The organism is Streptomyces humidus, from assembly GCF_014649655.1.
Classification (GTDB): Bacteria; Actinomycetota; Actinomycetes; order Streptomycetales; family Streptomycetaceae; genus Streptomyces; species Streptomyces humidus.
On record NZ_BMTL01000011.1, the window covers coordinates 126,582 to 144,121 of the forward strand.

General features: G+C 69.6%; 11 protein-coding genes. 2 read left to right on the plus strand and 9 right to left on the minus strand.

Translation table 11 applies throughout. From position 1 onward, the window contains the following. Positions 1-72: 72 nt before the first annotated feature. The 9 genes from IE239_RS15155 to IE239_RS15195 all read right to left on the minus strand — a co-directional run bounded on the left by IE239_RS15155 (position 73) and on the right by IE239_RS15195 (position 14,484). Complete coding sequence (locus IE239_RS15155; protein WP_190149826.1) at positions 73-3,765, minus strand: LamG domain-containing protein; 3,693 nt, start codon at positions 3,763-3,765, stop codon at positions 73-75. A gap of 289 nt (positions 3,766-4,054) precedes the next feature. Further along, entirely contained in the window at positions 4,055-5,842 is a 1,788-nt protein-coding gene (locus IE239_RS15160; RefSeq protein ID WP_190149827.1) for a pyridoxal phosphate-dependent aminotransferase, read from the minus strand. Between the two features lie 182 nt (positions 5,843-6,024). Then, positions 6,025-7,071: an aldose epimerase family protein gene (locus IE239_RS15165; protein WP_190149828.1), complete on the minus strand. Its 1,047-nt coding sequence runs from the start codon at positions 7,069-7,071 to the stop codon at positions 6,025-6,027. An 83-nt stretch (positions 7,072-7,154) separates the two neighbouring features. Continuing rightward, entirely contained in the window at positions 7,155-8,402 is a 1,248-nt protein-coding gene (gene mmsB / locus IE239_RS15170) for a multiple monosaccharide ABC transporter permease (RefSeq protein ID WP_190149829.1), read from the minus strand. Continuing rightward, a complete protein-coding gene (gene mmsA, locus IE239_RS15175; RefSeq protein WP_190149830.1) occupies positions 8,399-9,949 on the minus strand; it encodes a multiple monosaccharide ABC transporter ATP-binding protein in 1,551 nt (516 codons plus the stop codon). The genes mmsB and mmsA overlap by 4 nt, the downstream gene beginning before the upstream one ends. A 32-nt stretch (positions 9,950-9,981) precedes the next feature. Continuing rightward, positions 9,982-11,088 carry a multiple monosaccharide ABC transporter substrate-binding protein gene (chvE, locus tag IE239_RS15180; RefSeq protein WP_190149831.1) on the minus strand — a complete coding sequence of 369 codons (1,107 nt, stop codon included), beginning with the start codon at positions 11,086-11,088 and terminating at the stop codon, positions 9,982-9,984. 142 nt (positions 11,089-11,230) lie between these two features. After that, positions 11,231-12,202 carry a hypothetical protein gene (locus tag IE239_RS15185; protein WP_190149832.1) on the minus strand — a complete coding sequence of 324 codons (972 nt, stop codon included), beginning with the start codon at positions 12,200-12,202 and terminating at the stop codon, positions 11,231-11,233. Between the two features lie 123 nt (positions 12,203-12,325). Then, a complete protein-coding gene (locus tag IE239_RS15190; RefSeq protein ID WP_190149833.1) occupies positions 12,326-13,330 on the minus strand; it encodes a zinc-dependent alcohol dehydrogenase in 1,005 nt (334 codons plus the stop codon). After that, positions 13,327-14,484 (minus strand): mandelate racemase/muconate lactonizing enzyme family protein, encoded by a 1,158-nt coding sequence (locus tag IE239_RS15195; RefSeq protein WP_190149834.1) that lies wholly within the window; start codon positions 14,482-14,484, stop codon positions 13,327-13,329. Before IE239_RS15195 ends, IE239_RS15190 begins: the two co-directional genes overlap by 4 nt. 254 nt (positions 14,485-14,738) lie before the next feature. Between IE239_RS15195 and IE239_RS15200 the strand changes: the two genes are divergently transcribed. Then, entirely contained in the window at positions 14,739-15,662 is a 924-nt protein-coding gene (locus IE239_RS15200; protein ID WP_190149835.1) for an SCO2400 family protein, read from the plus strand. A gap of 722 nt (positions 15,663-16,384) precedes the next feature. Next, complete coding sequence (locus IE239_RS15205; RefSeq protein ID WP_190149836.1) at positions 16,385-17,431, plus strand: LacI family DNA-binding transcriptional regulator; 1,047 nt, start codon at positions 16,385-16,387, stop codon at positions 17,429-17,431. The last annotated feature ends 109 nt before the right edge of the window (positions 17,432-17,540 follow it).

Here is a 17,540-nt window from a genome sequence, read left to right on the forward strand (position 1 = left end):
GATACCGGAGCGCACTACTGAGCGATGCGGACAGCTCGGGTGGCCGGGCTGCCGCCCGGCCACCCGGAGGGACTACTGCTCGGTGTTGAAGCGATCGGCGATCACAGCGGTGGACGTCGCTCCGGACCAGACACGGACGCTGTCGACCGTTCCGGGGAAGTAGCGCGCGGCAGCGCTGTCGATCTCCGCCCGGCCGACCTCGAACGCCCCCGTCCCCTGCCACGGAGCGGGGAAGGACACATCGTCTGCGTTGCCCATCCGCGCATTGTTGACGTAGAGGATGAGGGAGCCGAGCTTCGGGCCGGCGGCGGTGTCCACTGTCGTCTGGGCGTCGTAGACGACTGTCAGCATGACGGGAGCACCGTTGAGTCCGGCAGCGCCGACGGCGTCGGACTGGGTTTTCGACCAGAGCGCGTCGGTGCTGTCCTTGTCAGGGCGGCCGAAGCTCCAGCGTCCCTGGCTGCTGCCTGCAGGCTGCTCGTACCAGACGCCCCACGACGACTGTGACGTGCCAGCCTGCCCGAACGCCTGTACGGCGTACGACTTCGTGGTGTCGGTGAACTTGGTGGGATCCAGCGAGACCCAGGCCGTCGCCGTGAAGGAGCCGGTGTCGTCCACGATCGGGCCGGCCGCCGAAGCGTAGGCGCTGGTGCCGTTCAGCTGCATCGTCTGCCGGGTCGTGCCGGGCTCACCGGTGTCCGGGTCCGCGCCGGTCGTGATCTGGCCCAGTGTCGCCCCGCTGAGACCCAGAGTGCGGCCGAAGCCGCTGGTGTCCTTGACCGTGGCGCCGGTCGCGTTCACCGTGTCCGTGGCGTTCCACTTGGCGACGAGCGCCGGCTTTGGAGCGCCTGCGTCGCCGTCACTGATGTCCTCGTCCTCCAAGCGGGCGTCCTGGACGACCTCTGCATCGGCGAGGACGCGAGACCAGACATGTACCTCGTCGATGAGGCCGTTGAAGTACTCCACGTAGCCGGTGCTGTTGTGGAACCTGCCGATCTGCAGGGGGCCGGTAGCCGCCCATGGCGTGGTGAAGGCCACGGGTGCCCCTTGGGGGCGGCCGTTCACATAGAGCTGCACCGTCTGGGCCGCAGCGTCGTACACGCCGGTGAGGTGGCTCCACACGCCTGCCGCCGGGGCGGCGAGCGAGGTGGAGCGGCTCGCCGCCGGGGCGGCGACGTCGCTGGCGTAGCGGGAGAAGACGAACCGCTTGCTGGTGGCCGAGTAGTGCAGTGCGAAGCCAGACAGGGTGGTGGCCTGCTGTGAGACGAAGGTCTGGCTGCGGGAGATGTCCGCGAGCCGGACCCACGTGGAGAGGCTGAACGACTTGGTCGTGTCCACCACCGGCCCCGACGACTGGGCGTATCCGGCGGTGCCATCGAGTTTCAGCGAAGCCGTTCCCGCACGGCCAGGGCCGGCGTAAGCGGCTCCTGTGCCCGTGGACAGTGCGTGCGGTGCGGCGGTTGTCGTGGAGTCGCTGCCGTCGCCGTCGAAGTGCCACACACCCGAGGGCTTCGCGCCGGGGTTGACGAGGAACTTGTAGTAGCCGGTGTGGGAGCTGTGGCCGGCCGCGTCGAAGCCCCAGACCTGGATGGTGTTCTCACCGACCTGGTCGGGCGTGATGTTCACCCGGCCGACTGCGCCCTTCGCAACGCTGATCGGCGCCGACACCGGTCCGCTGTTCAGCCGCCACTTGTAACTGACGACGTCCGACTGCACGCCGGCAGCGGCGGGATCCGCGTCAGCCGGCGTAAAGACGAATGCGCCCGTCACACCCACTCCGTCTGCGGTCAGCGTCGTGTCAGCAGGCTGGTAGCGGCCGTCCGAGCTGGACACCACCGGAGCCGGCGGAGAATCGGTGTCGACCCGGAAGTAGCACCAAGCAGACCAGGGTGAGTCGAGAACGCCCGTCACGCCACGGTCGGTCATGTAGTACGCCTGCGTCTTCACCCGCAGCCGGTAGTCCGTCTGCGGGGTCAGCACAGAGGACGTGGCGTCGCGCACCGCATTGTCCGCCACCCACGCACTGCTCGGAGAATTCGCCGTCCAGGCCCGGCTGGTGCCGTCCGCCTTCCAGATCTCGAACGCCGCACGCAACTGAGCCTGAGATCCGTCCACCGACTGCACCGTGCCGTACGTCTTCGGCGTGGTGTCGCTGGTGACCTGTGGGACGGCGGAAGTCCCACACGCCTTGCCACTCGTACCGTCCTGCACCTTGGCCTCGGTCGGCGCGGAAGGGTAAGAGACGTAAGTGACCGACAGCTTCGCGTCATTGCGGAACCGCGCCCAGGCGCCCGCATCGGACTCGTCGTGCGCGGTCAGCGAGAACGTGATCGCAGCCTGCTTGCTCGCGGCATACGAGGCGAGGGCGGTCGTCAGATTCTCATTCGTCTCCCCGCCGGCGACGTTGTCACTGAAGCGCACCCAGTTCGCCGGCTGCGACGGACTGCACAACGCGCCCCGTCCGTAGGCCACTTCCCGGTCGCCCATCAGGTCCACCCCGGAAGGCCTGGTCGACCAGGTGGTGCTGGAAGAGATGCCCTTGTCCACACGGGTCAGGTCGTACCAGTGCGGCTCACAGCTGAACGTCCACAGCTGGTAGACCTCTATCGTCGCGTCCAGGATCTTCTTGCCGTGGATCGACGACAACGGGTACTCGAAATACATGCGCTGGGTGTACGGCGTGCTCGCGCAGAGGTAGCCGGCATAGTTGGAGCAGCGCCCCACCCCTTTGTCGCCGTCAAACTCCCAGTACTTGGTGCCGTTGGAGGCCAGAGCCGTCCAGTCGCCCAGCGCGATGCCCTTCGTGGGCGGGTCGATGTAGAGCGGGAAAACCGTGTCCTCACCATGCAGCAGGCCCGGATCAGGCGTGATCTCCAGGGTGCTCCCGGTCACCTTCAGCGGCAGCTCAGCCGCCGCATCACCGCTGCCAGGCCCCTCGATGGGAGCGGGCTCGCCCCCGGCGGCCGGCAGCGGGGTCGTCTCTCGCGCCCCGGGCTCGCCCTCAGTTTGTGCCGTGGCTGCAGTACGCAGGAGCTGCGCGGAGGCACCAGTCGTTGCCGGGGCGTCGCCGGCGGAGTCCCACATCCGCCCGGTCGGACTCTCGAAAACCGGAGAGCCATCACTGTCACGCGCGACGAAACCGCCATCAGCAGTCGGAGCGATGTCCAGCCCGCCGCCGGCGACCGTCATCTTGATCGTCGCGAGCTCCGGATTCTTCGCCGCCTGCGCCGTCTTGACCACAATCACCGAGGTGTACCCGGAGCTCAACGCGGTCAGCTTCAGATCAACATCAGGCAGAACCTCGGCGTACGTGGCAGTAGAACCCTCAAGCCGCGGCTCGGGGAGCGCAGTAGGCCAACCGAGCCGTAACTGGTGCTCGCCGTCTTCGAGAGTGACCAGCCCGCTGCCGCTGCCGCCACCCGAGAAGGAGACACGAGCCGTCGTGTTCTTCGTCCGCGCGGAACCGTCCGCAGCGCGTATCAGGCTGGTGTCGATCTGGGCCCAGGTGCCGTCCACCTTGCGCGCGCGAACCGGTGCCGCGTTCATCTCCTGCGTGAAGGTGCCATCCGGATTGGCGAAGACCTGCGACGAACCCGTGGTCGCCCCCACTACCGCCACCTGCTCACCGGCTTCGGCTGCACGGGCGCTTGCCTTCGATTCCGGCGTCTGGTCCGCCGCAACCGGTGCCGCCCCACTATCGGCGAACGCAGGTGATGTCCCCGCTCCAGCCGCCCCCACGACACCCCCCAGAAGCGCGACGGCCATCGCGTAACTCTGGAGCGCACGACGCCAACCGTGCCCCCGTCTTTGTGAAACCACGCCCCCACCCGTCTTTAGTTTTTCACTACACAGTCGTGAAGATCATGTGGTGATCAAACTTGCGGGTCAACGGTGTCCCACGTCACACCGTGTTTTTTTGGCTTGATTAGAGGCCTATTGGTCAAGCCGCTACCGCTGATGAACGCCTCAACGGCCCACAGCTTCGGCATCCCGCACCAACTCCATCGACGTCCCGGCCCGGGGTCATGTGATGCGCTCAAGTCCTACTGGCTAGCTAACCCGCCTGGCCCATCCCCGCCGCGTTCGGCCAGCTCTGGGCGTTGGGCCAGCCGGTGGCCGGAGCCGGGGAGAGGCCGTTGGTGCCCCGGACCTGGGCGGCGGTGAGGCCTCCGCGGGCCGGGACGCCGGGCGGGGTCGGGCCCATCGGCGGCGCCGTCGCCGGGGTCATGGGGGGAGACATGGCGGGGGACATCGGAGGGGCCATCGCGGCCGGCGACATCGGGGGAGCCATGGCCGCCGGGGCCATCGGGGCCGGGGTCATCGCGGCGGGGGCCATCGCCGCCGGTGACATCGGCGGGGCGGGGGCGGGAACGGGAGCGGGCGTGGGAAGGGGAGTGGGGAACGGCGTGGGGGGAGGGGTGGGAGCGGGCGGTGGGGTGGGGGCCGGGGCGGGCACGGACTGGGGGAAGACCTGCGCTGCGGCCGGCATCGGCATCCCGGCGCCGTCGGACGGCACGGGCTGAGGCATAGCCGGGGGCGTCGCGGGGGCGGGCATCGCCGCGGCGACGGCGGCCGGGGCGGCCGCGACCGGCCCGGGCGCTCCGGCCGCCATGGCCTGAGCGGCCAGACCCGGCATACCCGCCCCGTTGGTGACCAGCCGGTCAACCGCCGCCGTGCCGGAGCTGTAGCCGGTCCCGCTGCTCAGCTCGGGCACCACGGCTCCCCTCCTGGTCCCGTAGAGCACCTGTTCCAGGCCGGACACCAGGCGACGCACGTCGACCTGGGGGCGCACCACGAGCCGCAGGAAGCGGCTCGACGAACCGATCTTGTTGCCGCACTCGCGGACCAGGATGCGGTGCTCGGCGAGCATCCGGTCGCGCACCACGGTGCCCTCGGCGCCCACGGGAAGGCGCACGAACAGGAAGTTCCCCTGGGAGGGGTAGACGGTCAGGCCCGGCAGCGCGGAGAGCTGGCTCGCCATGTCGAGACGGTCCCGGCGCACCTGCAGCAGGCTCTGCGCGTACTCGGGGCCGTGCTCCTTCAGCATGAACACCACGTACTCGGCGAAGGCGTTGAGGTTCCACTTCGGCAGCATCGAGCGGACCCGCCCGGCCAGCGCCGGGTTGGCGACCATGTAGCCGAAACGGATGCCGTGCAGGCCGAAGTTCTTGCCCAGGCTGCGCAGCACGATGACGTTCGGCCGGACCATCGCCTCCTGCACGACGCTGGGCTCCTGCTCGGCGTCCGCGAACTCCAGGAACGACTCGTCGATGATGATGAGGTCCAGGTCGGCCATCGCGTCCATGAACTGCACGATCGCGTGCTTGTGCAGGAATCCGCCGTCGGGGTTGTTCGGGTTGCAGATGACGGCGGCCCGCGTGCCCCGCGTCCGGATGAACTCGGCGTACTGCGCGAGGTCCAGGGCGAAGCCGCTGGACTCCTGGAGCGGGAACATGTCGACCCGCTTGCCGGTCTCCATGGGCTGGTCGGTCCAGCGGCCGAAGGTGGGGACGGGCACGGCGAGGGACTCCCGGACCAGCAGATGGTCGATCCAGGTGATCAGTTCGGTCGAGCCGTTGCCCATCGCCACGGCCTGCGGCGGGAGTTGGAGCAGGTTGCACAGCTCGGCGGTGATCGTGTCGGCGCTGCTCGGGTAGTACGTGATGATGTCCCGCAGCCGGGCGGCCATGGTGTCCAGCATGGCCGGGGTGGGGAAGTACGGGTTGCACGGGATGCAGAAGTCCACCGGGCCGACTCCCTCGCCGCCCTCGCGTGTCAGCGCCGCCATGGACGGGCTGTGCGCCGCGCTGTTGCGGAACAACGAGGAGACGTTGTCGGCCATGGAACCTCCGTATGGGGCGGGCCCGGCGGGGACGACCGGGCCCGTCGTCATGGGGTGGCCCGCGCGGGGGAGCGCGGGCCGCTCTTACATACGAAGGTGTCGACGGTGCTGTTCAACCGCTGAGGAATCGGTAAGAAATCGTGGTGTGACGGTGAAGACGGCTCGTCGGCGGCGGAGGCGGGTCAGACGCCGAACGAGTGGACCGTCGTCGTGCGGTAGGTCTGCCCGGGTCGCAGCACCGTGGAGGGGAACTCCGGCCGGTTCGGGGAGTCCGGGTAGTGCTGGGTCTCCAGGCAGAGCGCGTCGCCCTGGCGGTAGGTGCGGCCGCCGGCGCCGACGAGGCTGCCGTCGAGGAAGTTGCCCGAGTAGAACTGCAGTCCCGGCTCGGTGGTCGCGATCGTCAGCGTGCGGCCGGAGGCGGGGTCCCGCAGGACGGCGGCGGGCTCGGGCCGGGCGGTGAGGCCCTTGTCGAGGACGTAGTTGTGGTCGACGCCCTTGCTGTGCAGCGACTGCTCGTGGGCGACCCGCAGGTCCCGGCCGACCGGCTTGGCCGTGCGGAAGTCGAAGGGGGTGCCGGCGACGTCGGCCGGCTCGCCGACGGGGATGAGCCCCGCGTCCACGGGCAGGTAGCGGGAGGCGGCGATCTCCAGCTCGTGGTCGTGCACCGAGCCGCTGCCCTCGCCCGCGAGGTTCCAGTAGACGTGGCTCGTCAGGTTGACGACGGTGGCCCGGTCGGTGGTGGCCTCGTAGTCGATGCGCCAGTCGCCGCCCCCGGTCAGGGTGTACGTCACCCGCACCTGGAGCGTGCCCGGGTAGCCCATGTCGCCGTCGGGGCTGGTCAGCCGCAGGCGCAGACCGACGTCCGGACCCTCGGTGAAGGGCTCGACCTGCCAGAGGCGCCGGTCGAAGCCCTCGGGGCCGCCGTGCAGACTGTGCGCTCCGTCGTTGCGGGGCAGCTGATGGCTCTCGCCGTCCAGGGTGAAGCGGCCGTCGGCGATGCGGTTGCCGAACCGGCCGATCAGCGCCCCGAAGTACGGGCTGCCGGCGACGTACTCCTCGACGGAGCCGAACCCGAGGGAGACGTTCGCGTACCGGCCGTGCCGGTCGGGGATCTCCAGGGACTGCACGATCCCGCCGTAGTCGAGGACCGTCAGCCGGGTCCCGCCGTTCTCCAGCGACCAGCTGGAGACCTCGGCGCCGTCGGCCAGCGTGCCGAAGTACGACTTCACTGCTGTTCCGCCTTCCGCTTCCCGTTGCCGCCCGCCCCTGAAAACAGAGCGGGCCCCGCCTTCCGGCGGGGCCCGCTACCGGTTCAGGAACCGGACTTGCGCTTGTTCCACACGTCGAACCCGACCGCGATCAGCAGGGCGGCGCCCTTGATGACCTGCTGCCAGTCGGTGCCGACGCTGAGCAGGTTCATGCCGTTGTTCAGCACACCGAGGACGAGACCGCCGATGATCGCGCCGAGCACGGTGCCGACGCCGCCGCTCATGGACGCGCCGCCGATGAACGACGAGGCGATCGCCTCGAGTTCGAAGCTGAGGCCGGCCTTCGGAGAGGCCGCGTTCAGCCGGGCGGCGACCACCAGACCCGCCAGGGCCGCGAGCACGCCCATGTTCAGGAAGACGAGGAAGGTGACCTTCTTGTCCTTGACGCCGGACAGCTTCGCCGCAGGCAGGTTGCCGCCGATGGCGTAGATGTGACGGCCGAAGACGGCGTTGCGCATGATGTAGCCGTAGCCCACGACCAGCGCGCCGAGGATGATCAGGATGATCGGCGCGCCCCGGTAGCTGGCGAGCAGCATCGTCACGGTGAGGACCGCGGCGGCGATCGCGACCAGCTTGAGCAGGAACAGGTTCCTGGGCACCACTTCCAGCGAGAACTCCTGCTGACGCTTGCGGTCCCGGACCTCCTGGAGGACCACGAAGGCCAGCACGGCGAAGCCCAGCAGCAGGGTGAGGTTGTGGTAGTTGGTGTGCGGGCCGGCCTCCGGCAGGAAGCCGTTGCCCATCTTCTGCATACCGTCGGGGAACGGGCCGAGGGTCTGGCCCTCCAGGAAGATCTCCGTCAGACCGCGGAAGATCAGCATGCCCGCGAGGGTGACGATGAAGGAGGGTATGCCGAAGTAGGCGATCAGGAAGCCCTGCGCCGCGCCGGCCACCGCGCCCACGATCAGGCACAGCACCAGCGCGACGGGCCACGCCACGTCGTGCTGCACCGTGAGGACGGCGGCGAAGCCGCCCACGAACGCCGTCAGCGAACCGACCGACAGGTCGATGTGACCCGCGATGATCACCAGCATCATGCCGATCGCGAGGATCAGGATGTAGCTGTTCTGCAGGACCAGGTTGGAGACGTTGCGCGGCAGCAGCAGGTCGCCGCCGGTCCACACCTGGAACAGGATCACGAGCAGGCCGAGCGCGATCAGCATGCCGTACTGGCGCATGTTGCGCCGCAGGCCGTCCAGCACCAGCTGCAGCAGCCCGCCGCCGGAGGCGGAGCCCCCGCCCTTCCCGGGCGGCGCCGCCGCCGGGCTCTTGTCGGTCACGTCCGTGCTCATCGCGTTACCTCTTTGTCCTTCGTCATCTGACGCATCAGCACTTCCTGCGTGGCCTCGGCCCGCGGGAACTCACCCGTGAGCCGGCCGGCGGCCATCGTGTAGATGCGGTCGCACATGCCGAGCAGTTCGGGCAGCTCGGAGGAGATGAAGACGACCGCCTTGCCCTGGGCGGCCAGCTGGTCGATGACCGTGTAGATCTCGAACTTGGCGCCGACGTCGATACCGCGCGTGGGCTCGTCCAGGATCAGCACGTCGGGACCCGCGAAGATCCACTTGCTGAGGACGACCTTCTGCTGGTTGCCGCCGGACAGTTTGCCCACCGGCTCGAAGACGGTCGGGGCCTTGATGTTCATGGACTTGCGGTAGCCCTCGGAGACCTGCCGCTCCTCCTGCTCGTCGACCACGCCACGCTTGGCGACCTTGGCGAGGGCCGTCAGCGAGATGTTGCGGTTGATCGTGTCGATGAGGTTGAGGCCGTAGTGCTTGCGGTCCTCGGTGACGTAGGCGATCCCGTGGCCGATCGCCTCGGCGACCGTCTTCGTGCGGATCTCCTTGCCGTCCTTGAGGACCGTGCCGCCCGCGTGCCGGCCGTAGCTGCGCCCGAAGACGCTCATGGCCAGTTCGGTGCGGCCCGCGCCCATGAGGCCGGCGATGCCGACGATCTCCCCGCGGCGCACCTGGATCGACACGTCGTCGACCACCTTGCGCTGCTGGTCGATCGGGTGGTGCACCGTCCAGTCGCGGATCTCCAGGGCCGGAGCCGCGCCCTTCTCCGCCTCGTGCGGGGTGCGCTCGGGGAAGCGGTGGTCGAGGTCGCGGCCGACCATGCCGCTGATGATGCGGTCCTCGGTCGTCTCCGCCGACTTCACGTCGAGCGTCTCGATGGAGTGCCCGTCGCGGATGATCGTCACCGAGTCCGCGACCTTGCGGATCTCGTTGAGCTTGTGGGAGATGATGATCGAGGTGATGCCCTGCTTCTTCAACTCCAGGATGAGATCCAGGAGTTTGCCGCTGTCCTCGTCGTTCAGGGCCGCCGTCGGCTCATCCAGGATGAGCAGCTTCACCTTCTTCGACAGCGCCTTGGCGATCTCCACGAGCTGCTGCTTGCCCACGCCGATGTCGGTGACGCGGGTCTCCGGGTGGTCGTCGAGACCGACCCGGCGCAGCAGCTCGGTGGCGTGCCGCAGGGTCTCGCGCCAGTCGATGAACCCGCCCTTGGCGTGTTCGTTGCCGAGGAAGATGTTCTCCGCCAGGGAGAGGTACGGCGACAGCGCCAGCTCCTGGTGGATGATGACGATGCCGCGCTGCTCGCTCGCCCGGATGTCCTTGAACTGGACGACCTCTCCCTCGAAGAGGATGTCGCCCTCGTAGCTGCCGTGGGGATGAACGCCGGAGAGCACCTTCATCAAGGTGGACTTCCCGGCGCCGTTCTCACCGCAGATGGCATGGACCTCGCCCTGACGGACAGTCAGTGTGACGTCCGACAGCGCTTTGACGCCGGGAAAGGTCTTGACGATCGAGCGCATTTCCAGGACGGGTCCCGCCATGGTCGTGCCTTCCAATCCGTAAGGTTCGACGCTTACTTGAGCTGGTCCGCCGTGTAGTAACCGCCGTCGACGAGCTCCTTCTGGTAGTTCGTCTTGTCGACGCTCACCGGCTGGAGCAGGTAGGCGGGGACGACCTTGGTGCCGTTGTCGTACGACTTGGTGTCGTTGATCTCGGGCTTCTTGCCGTTCAGCGTGGCGTCGACCATGTCCGTCGCGACCTGGGCCAGCTTGCGCAGGTCCTTGTAGACGGTCATCGACTGCTGACCCGCGATGATCGACTTCACCGACGCCAGCTCGGCGTCCTGACCGCTGATGACCGGCAGGGGCTTGGCGGCGGTGCCGTAGCCGTCCGACTTCAGCGCGGCGATGATGCCGATGGAGATGCCGTCGTAGGGCGAGAGGACGGCGTCGACCTTGCCGCTCTTGTACGACGAGGTGAGGATGTCCTCCATGCGCCTCTGGGCGGTGGCGCCGTCCCAGCGGAGGGTCGTGACCTGGGTCATCTTGGTCTGGCCGGACTTGACGACGAGCTTCTTGCTGTCGATGTACGGCTGGAGCACGCTCATCGCGCCGTTGAAGAAGTACTTGGTGTTGTTGTCGTCGTTGGAGCCGGCGAACAGCTCGATGTTGAAGGGGCCCTTGCCGGACGCCAGGCCGAGCTTGTCCGCGAGGTAGGTGGCCTGGAGCTTGCCGACCTTCTCGTTGTCGAAGGACGCGTAGTAGTCGACGTTCTTCGTGCCGAGGATCAGGCGGTCGTAGGAGATGACCGGGATCTTGGCGTCGGCGGCCTGCTGGAGGACGTTGTTCAGCGACTTGTTGTCGATGGCCGCGATGATCAGGGCCTTGACGCCCTGGGTGATCAGGTTCTCGATCTGCGAGACCTGCTGGTCGGGGTCGTCCTCGCCGAAGACCAGCTTGGTCTTGTAGCCCTTGGCCTTCAGGTCCTTCTCGACGTTCGCGCCGTCGGTGATCCAGCGCTCGGAGGACTTGGTCGGCATCGCGATGCCGATCGTCCCGCCCTTGGCGTCGCCCGCCTTCTCCTCACTGCCGCCCTCGCCGGACTGCCCGCAGGCGGTCAGGGTGAGGGCGAGGGAGGCGGCTCCGGCTATGGCGGCGAGGGCGGCTCTGCGGTTACGCATGATCATCATCCTTGATGTGTGTGCAGTGATCGGTCTCGCGATGCGAAGGACGCCCCCGGAGCGAGTGCCGGGAAGACCGAGAAGCGATGTGTGGGATTCTGCGCGCCTGTGTCGGCTTGTGTGAAGCGAGGTTTCCGGAACGTTATGACGTCATGTCGAACCTGTGCAGTTCGCCGGGCAGTCGGGAGCCGAGCGGGGCCATGTCGCCGTCGGCTCCGTGGCGCGCGAGCAGGTCGAGCGCGAGACGTCCGCGACGTACCCGCTCACGAGCGGTGGAGAGCGCCAGGTCGCGCATGTGGTGCCCGTAAGGATAGATCCCCGGGGCCTTGGACAGGCCGAACTTGAGATAGAGCGGAGCGCCGCGCCGGATCAGCTCGGCGACCTCGTACATCCGGATGTACCCGCCGAGGTCGTCGGGGGCCTCGATGTACATGTCCATGGGAGCGCCCGACACCCGCCGGATCTCGGTGAGGTGATCGAGCGTCAGGTCGCTGGGCACGTTGACGGAGTCCGCGCCGAGCCGCTCGTAGACCGCGTAAGCCGCCGGGTTGACGGGGCCGATGAGCGCCGACACCTTCAGCGTCGTGTCGGCCGGGATGATCCCCGCCGCACGGGCGCGGTGCAGCGTCCACAGGACCCCCTCGTCGGCGACGAGCAGGCACTTGACGCCCAACTCCGTTGCCCGCACCGCGTCTTCGACGCACCCGGCGACGGCGTCGTGCCCGCGGGCGCGCAGTCCGCCGCCCCGCGAGTCGGTCCGGGTCGAGCCGCCGATGTCCCAGGTGCCGCGCGGCCCGGTGAACAGGCAGAGCTCGATGTCGCGTTCACCGGTGGCCTCGACCATCTCGGTGATCTCGGCGTCGGTCAGCATCCAGACGCCGCTGCCCTGGCTGATCCGGTGGATCGGCACGTCGAGGCGCGAGGCTTCCTTCAGGATGACCGCCAGCGCTTCGGGACCCTCGCACGAAGGGACCTCGGTGCGCCAGCGGCCGCCGCCCGGAAAAGCATGGGGAGAGGCGTCGTCGGGGTCGAGGGCGGGCGCGCCCAGGCCGAGGGTGGTGAGCGCCTGCTCACCGGGTCGGCGGGCTGCCGTGGTGGAAGCGTCGGTGGTCACATGCCGTCCTTCGTGTTCGATATTTCGGTCAAGGTTCGCGGCTCGGGTCGTGCGGGGCTCGGGTGTACTCCGGCACGGGGGACCGTCAGGTCGTCCCCGTGCCGGAGTACGGCTCGGTGAGGCCTACGGCCTGAGCAGCACCTTGCCCACCTTCGGGTCGCCGGATCCCACGAGGTCGATGGCCTCGGAGAATTCGGCCAGCGGAAGCTCGTGCGTGACCAGCGGCAGCGGATCCAGCAGTCCCGCCCCGAACACCCGGACGGTGTGCGACCAGGCGTCCGGCGGAGCGCCGAAGACGGTGTGCACCTCCAGCTGCCGGACGACCAGGTCCGTCGGGTCGAGCCCGGCGGCGCCCGGCGCCGGGATGCCGGTCAGGACCAGCCGGCCGCCGCGCCTGAGCAGCGACGCGGCGGTCTGCGCGGCGGAGGCGGAACCGGCGGTCTCGATGACGACGTCGAAGTCGTCCGGGAGCTCCTGGTCCCTGGTGCGGAAGTCGGTGGCCCCGAACCGCCGGGACAGAGCCTCCCGGTCGTTGCGCGTGCCCACCACCAGCAGCTCGGCGGGCGAGCCCGCCTTCAGGAACTGCACGGCGAACATGCCCAGCGTCCCGGTGCCGACGACGGCCACCTTCTCGCCCGGCAGGGCGTGCGCCTTGATGGCGGCGGCCGCGATGCACGCGGCGGGCTCCAGCAGGGCGGCGGCGGTGAGGTCGGCGTCGTCCGGGAGGGCGTGCAGCAGCCGGGCCGGAAGGGTGAGGGTGGCGGCCATGGCCCCCGGCTGGGTGAAGCCGGTCTCCTCGTAACCGTCCGTGCACAGCGTCGTCTCGCCCGCGTGGCAGCGGTCGCAGACCTGGCAGTTGCGGAAGCCCTCACCCACCACCTTGCGGCCGACGAGCGACGCGGGGACCCCGGCGCCGACCGCCTCGACCGTCCCGGACCACTCGTGGCCGGGGGTCAGCGGGTATCGGACGTACCCCTCGGGCCGGTTGCCCTGGTACACCTCGCGGTCGCTGCCGCAGATGCCGGTGGCGTGGACACGCACCAGCGCCTCGCCCGCCTCCGGACGGCGCGGCTCGTGCGGGACGAGGCGATGCTCGCCCGGCCCGTCGACGACGACGGCGGTGCTCACTTGCCGGCCTTCGGCTTGCGCTGCTCCCAGCCCTCGGCCCACAGGTCGAAACGGGCCTGCTGCTGCGGGAATTCGGCGGCGGCGTCCACGTCCAGCTCGACGCCGAGGCCGGGCTTGTCGGAGAGGTGGAAGTAGCCGTCGATCACCTCGGGCGCGCCCTTGACGACCTTCTTGATCTCCGCGTCCGCGAAGTCGTTGAAGTGCTCGAGGATCTTGAAGTTCGGGGCGGTGAAGCCGACCTGGAGCGACGCCGCGGTGAGGACCGGGCCGCCCACGTTGTGCGGGGCCACGAGCATGTAGTGGGTCTCGGCGGTCGCGGCCAGCTTGCGCGTCTCCCAGATGCCGCCGATGTGGCCGACGTCCGGCTGGATGATGTCGACGGCCTGGCTCTCGAACAGCTCGCGGAACTCGATGCGGTCGTGGATGCGCTCACCGGTGGCGACCGGGATGTCGACCTTGGCGGCGACCTTCTCCAGGGCCTTCAGGTTCTCCGGCGGGCAGGGCTCCTCCAGCCACGCGGGCTTGAAGGGCGCGAGCTCGTTGGCCAGCCGCACGGCGGTGGCGGGGGAGAAGCGGCCGTGCATCTCCAGCATCAGCTCGGCGTCCGGCCCGATGGCGTCGCGCACGGCTTCGATCAGGGAGACGGCGTACAGGGACTGCTGGTGGTCGAGCTCGAAGTGCCCGGTGCCGAAGGGGTCGATCTTGAGCGCCTTGTAGCCGCGCTCCATGACGCCCTTGGCGGCCTTGTGGTAGGCCTCCGGGGTCCGCTCGGTGGTGTACCAGCCGTTGGCGTAGGCCTTGACCTTGTCGGTGACCTTGCCGCCGAGGAGCTGCCAGACCGGCACGCCCAGGGCCTTGCCCTTGATGTCCCAGCAGGCCATCTCGACGACGGCGATGCCCGACATCACGATCTCGCCGGCGCGCCCGTAGTCGCCGTACTTCATCCGGCGGGCGAGGTCCTCGACAGCGAACGGGTCGGACCCGAGAATGTGGTTGGCCTCCGCCTCCTTCAGGTACCCGATCAGCGCGTCGGTGTGGCCCAGCATGCGGGTCTCTCCGACACCCGTGATGCCCTCGTCGGTGTGCACCAGCACGTACGTCAGGTTCCGCCACGGCGTCCCGACGACGTGCGTGCTGATTCCGGTGATGCGCACGGAAGTTACCCTTCGGCTGTTCGAGATTTCGTCACACGTTCGAAATGCTGACCAGACAGTAAAGACGGCGTGAGTGGAGTGTCAATGGGTCGAACAGGTAACGGTTTCGATAGTTTCGCTGACCCTTTCGACTTTTGGGACGCCGCAGTGTGGGGCAGGTCACTGGATTTGACGCGCCGTATGGCCGGTTCCCACACAACCTTCACAGGCCGACCCGGGAAGCGGGTCGTCCGGGAACTTAGTCTCTCCGCGTCATGGACTACTGCCACCCGTGCCGACGGCACCTCAACGGCGCCCTCGCTTGCCCGGGGTGCGGCGCACCCGCTGAACAGCTGCACGCGCATCCGCCGAGCACGTACGAGCCGGAGCCGCAGCCGTACGACCCGCAGTCGCAGTCGCAGTCGTACGAGCCCGAACCGTACGACCCCGAACGGTACCCGCCCGGTCCCGGCGATCCGGCGGACGAACACGACCCCCGCGACGGACGCGACCCCCGCGACGCCCGCCTCGGCCACGACGCGCTCGACGCCCGTGACGGCGAGGACGGCCCCGACGGCGGCGAAGCCGAGGGCGATGAGCCGCAGGGGCGGGCAGCCCGCCGCCGCGACCAGGGGCGCGGCGGCCGAAGGGGACCCGGCGGGGCCCCGGCCGCGCCGGACGCGAGCCGGCGTGACCGCAAGGCCTCCGTCCACCGCCGCCGCCGCAAGCGCGTGGTGCTGATCGGCGTCGGCTTCGCCCTCGCGGCGGGCGGTCTCAGCCTGGCCGAACTCGGCGTGGACGCACCGGGGTTCTCCTCGCCGGCCAACCCGGCGGCGGCCGGGGGCGAGTCGTCCGAGCTCGACGGTTCGACGCCCGAGCCGAGCGCGTCCGAGCGGTCGCCGGGCGAGGGGACGGGCGCCGGCGCGGGGTCGGCCTCGCCGTCCCCGGACGCCTCCGCGTCGCTCTCGGCGTCGGCGTCGGCCTCCCCGACGGGCGGGACGGCCTCACCGTCGCCCGGCAGGCAGGCCCAGTCGGGCAGCCTCCCCGGCTCCTCCGGGACGGCCTCCGGCACGGCGGCCCCCTCGGACCCGGCCGGCGGCTCGGGCTCCGCTCCGACCCCCCGGCCGACGGCGTCGGGCGCCTCCCCGCAGCCCTCGCCCTCGGAGACGTGTACGCGCTTCCTGTGGTGGTGCTCCTAGGGGCGAGCCGGTCCCCGGGCCGGACGCCGGCCGCGTTCCCGGCGCGGTGCTTTCGCGTCGGCGCCTGGCGTCGGTGCCGTCGGGCGGACGCCGGTCTGTGTGGACGGTTCGTCCAGGGCGGTGTGTGCGCCGTCCGGGCGGCCGGATTTCGGCTCGCGCGTGTCCGGATCCCGTGCCGCGCCGGGTGGCGGCGGCGCTCCCGGGGGCGGGGTCGTTCCCCCGCGCCGGATGCCGGGGGCTTCGGGGTGGGGGCTATGTGTCGATGTGGTCGGGCGGACGCCGGTCTGTGTGGACGGTTCGTCCAGGACGCCGTTTCGGTCGTCCCGGTGGCCGGACTTCGGCTCGCGCGTGTCCGGATCCCGTGTCGCGCCGGGCGCGCGGGTCGTCGTGGGGGTGTCGCCCGGCGTCGGCGCCATAACCCGCCATAACGGCTCTGACCAGGGGTGATGTGCTGTGGTGCTACGACGCGTTATGGAACCGTGACGACGTTTGGCTGCAGCCCTCTTGACCGCCGCGAATTGTTAGCGCTCACAATGACCTCCGCATTCACCAGTCAACGCCCAACTCGGCGGGGGAGGAACGAGCGTCGTGCTCACATCGCCTCGACTCGCCTTTTCCGCCAGGTCCGTTGGGCTCTCCGGGATCCCGGAGTGACGGCGGCGGGGAACCGTCCGCCCGCAGCGCAGGCCGTGTCGACGAACGAGAGTCAAGGAGGGGCGCCCGTGGCACACACCCGGCTTCGGCCGCCCACCATGGCCGACGTGGCACGCCAGGCCGGCGTGTCCCACCAGACCGTGTCCCGCGTGCTGGGCGACCACCCCAACGTGCGGGACGCGACACGGGCCCGGGTGCTGCGCGCGATCGAGGAGATGGGCTATCGCCGCAACTTCTCCGCGCGGGCACTGGCGACCCGGCGGACCCGGACGCTGGGCGTGGTCGCCTCCGACACCACCCTGTACGGCCCGGCCAGCACGCTGTTCGCGCTGGAGGAGGCGGCACGCGCGAAGGGGTACCTCGTCTCGACGGTCAGTCTGCGCAAACTGACCATGGAGAGTCTCTCCGAGGCCCTGGACCACCTCAGCGAGGGCGGGGTCGAGGGAGTGGTCGCCATCGCTCCGCAGCGGTCGGCGGTGGACGCCCTCGCCGAACTGCGGCACCCGTTTCCCGTGGTGATCGTGGGCGGCGGGCCGGGTGTGGACATCACCTGCGTCGGCGTCGACCAGCATCTGGGCGCGCGGCTGGCCACCGGCCATCTGCTGGCCGCAGGCCATCGCACGGTCTGGCATCTCGCCGGGCCCGAGGACTGGCAGGAGGCGGCCGACCGGGCCGCCGGCTGGCGGGACACCCTCGAGGCCGCGGGCGTCGAGCCGCCCATGCTGCTGCGCGGTGACTGGAGTCCGCTGTCGGGCTATCGTGCGGGCCAGGAACTGGCCGGCTGGGTAGGCCGGGGGCTGACCGCGGTCTTCGTCGCCAACGACCAGATGGCGCTGGGGGTGTTGAGGGCCCTGCGCGAGGCGGGGGTGCGAACTCCCCAGGACGTCGCGGTGGTCGGCTTCGACGACATCCCGGAGGCGGAGTTCTTCGCGCCGCCGCTGACCACCGTCCGGCAGGATTTCTCGGCGGTGGGCAAGCGGGGGATCGCGTTGCTCCTGGACCTGATCGAGGGCCGGCCGCCCGCCACCGCCCCCCGGGTGGAGATCGAACCCCAACTCGTCGTCCGCGCCAGCACCTTCCCCTACGCCGCCCAGCCGGACGGCACACCCCTCTGACGAACCCTCGGACGACCTGCTACGGCAGTGTGGCCGAAATCCCGAACAGTGATCGACAGGCTGGACGCAGTGCGGCCGGTCCTGTCAAGTACCAGCAGGTCCGCCCCAG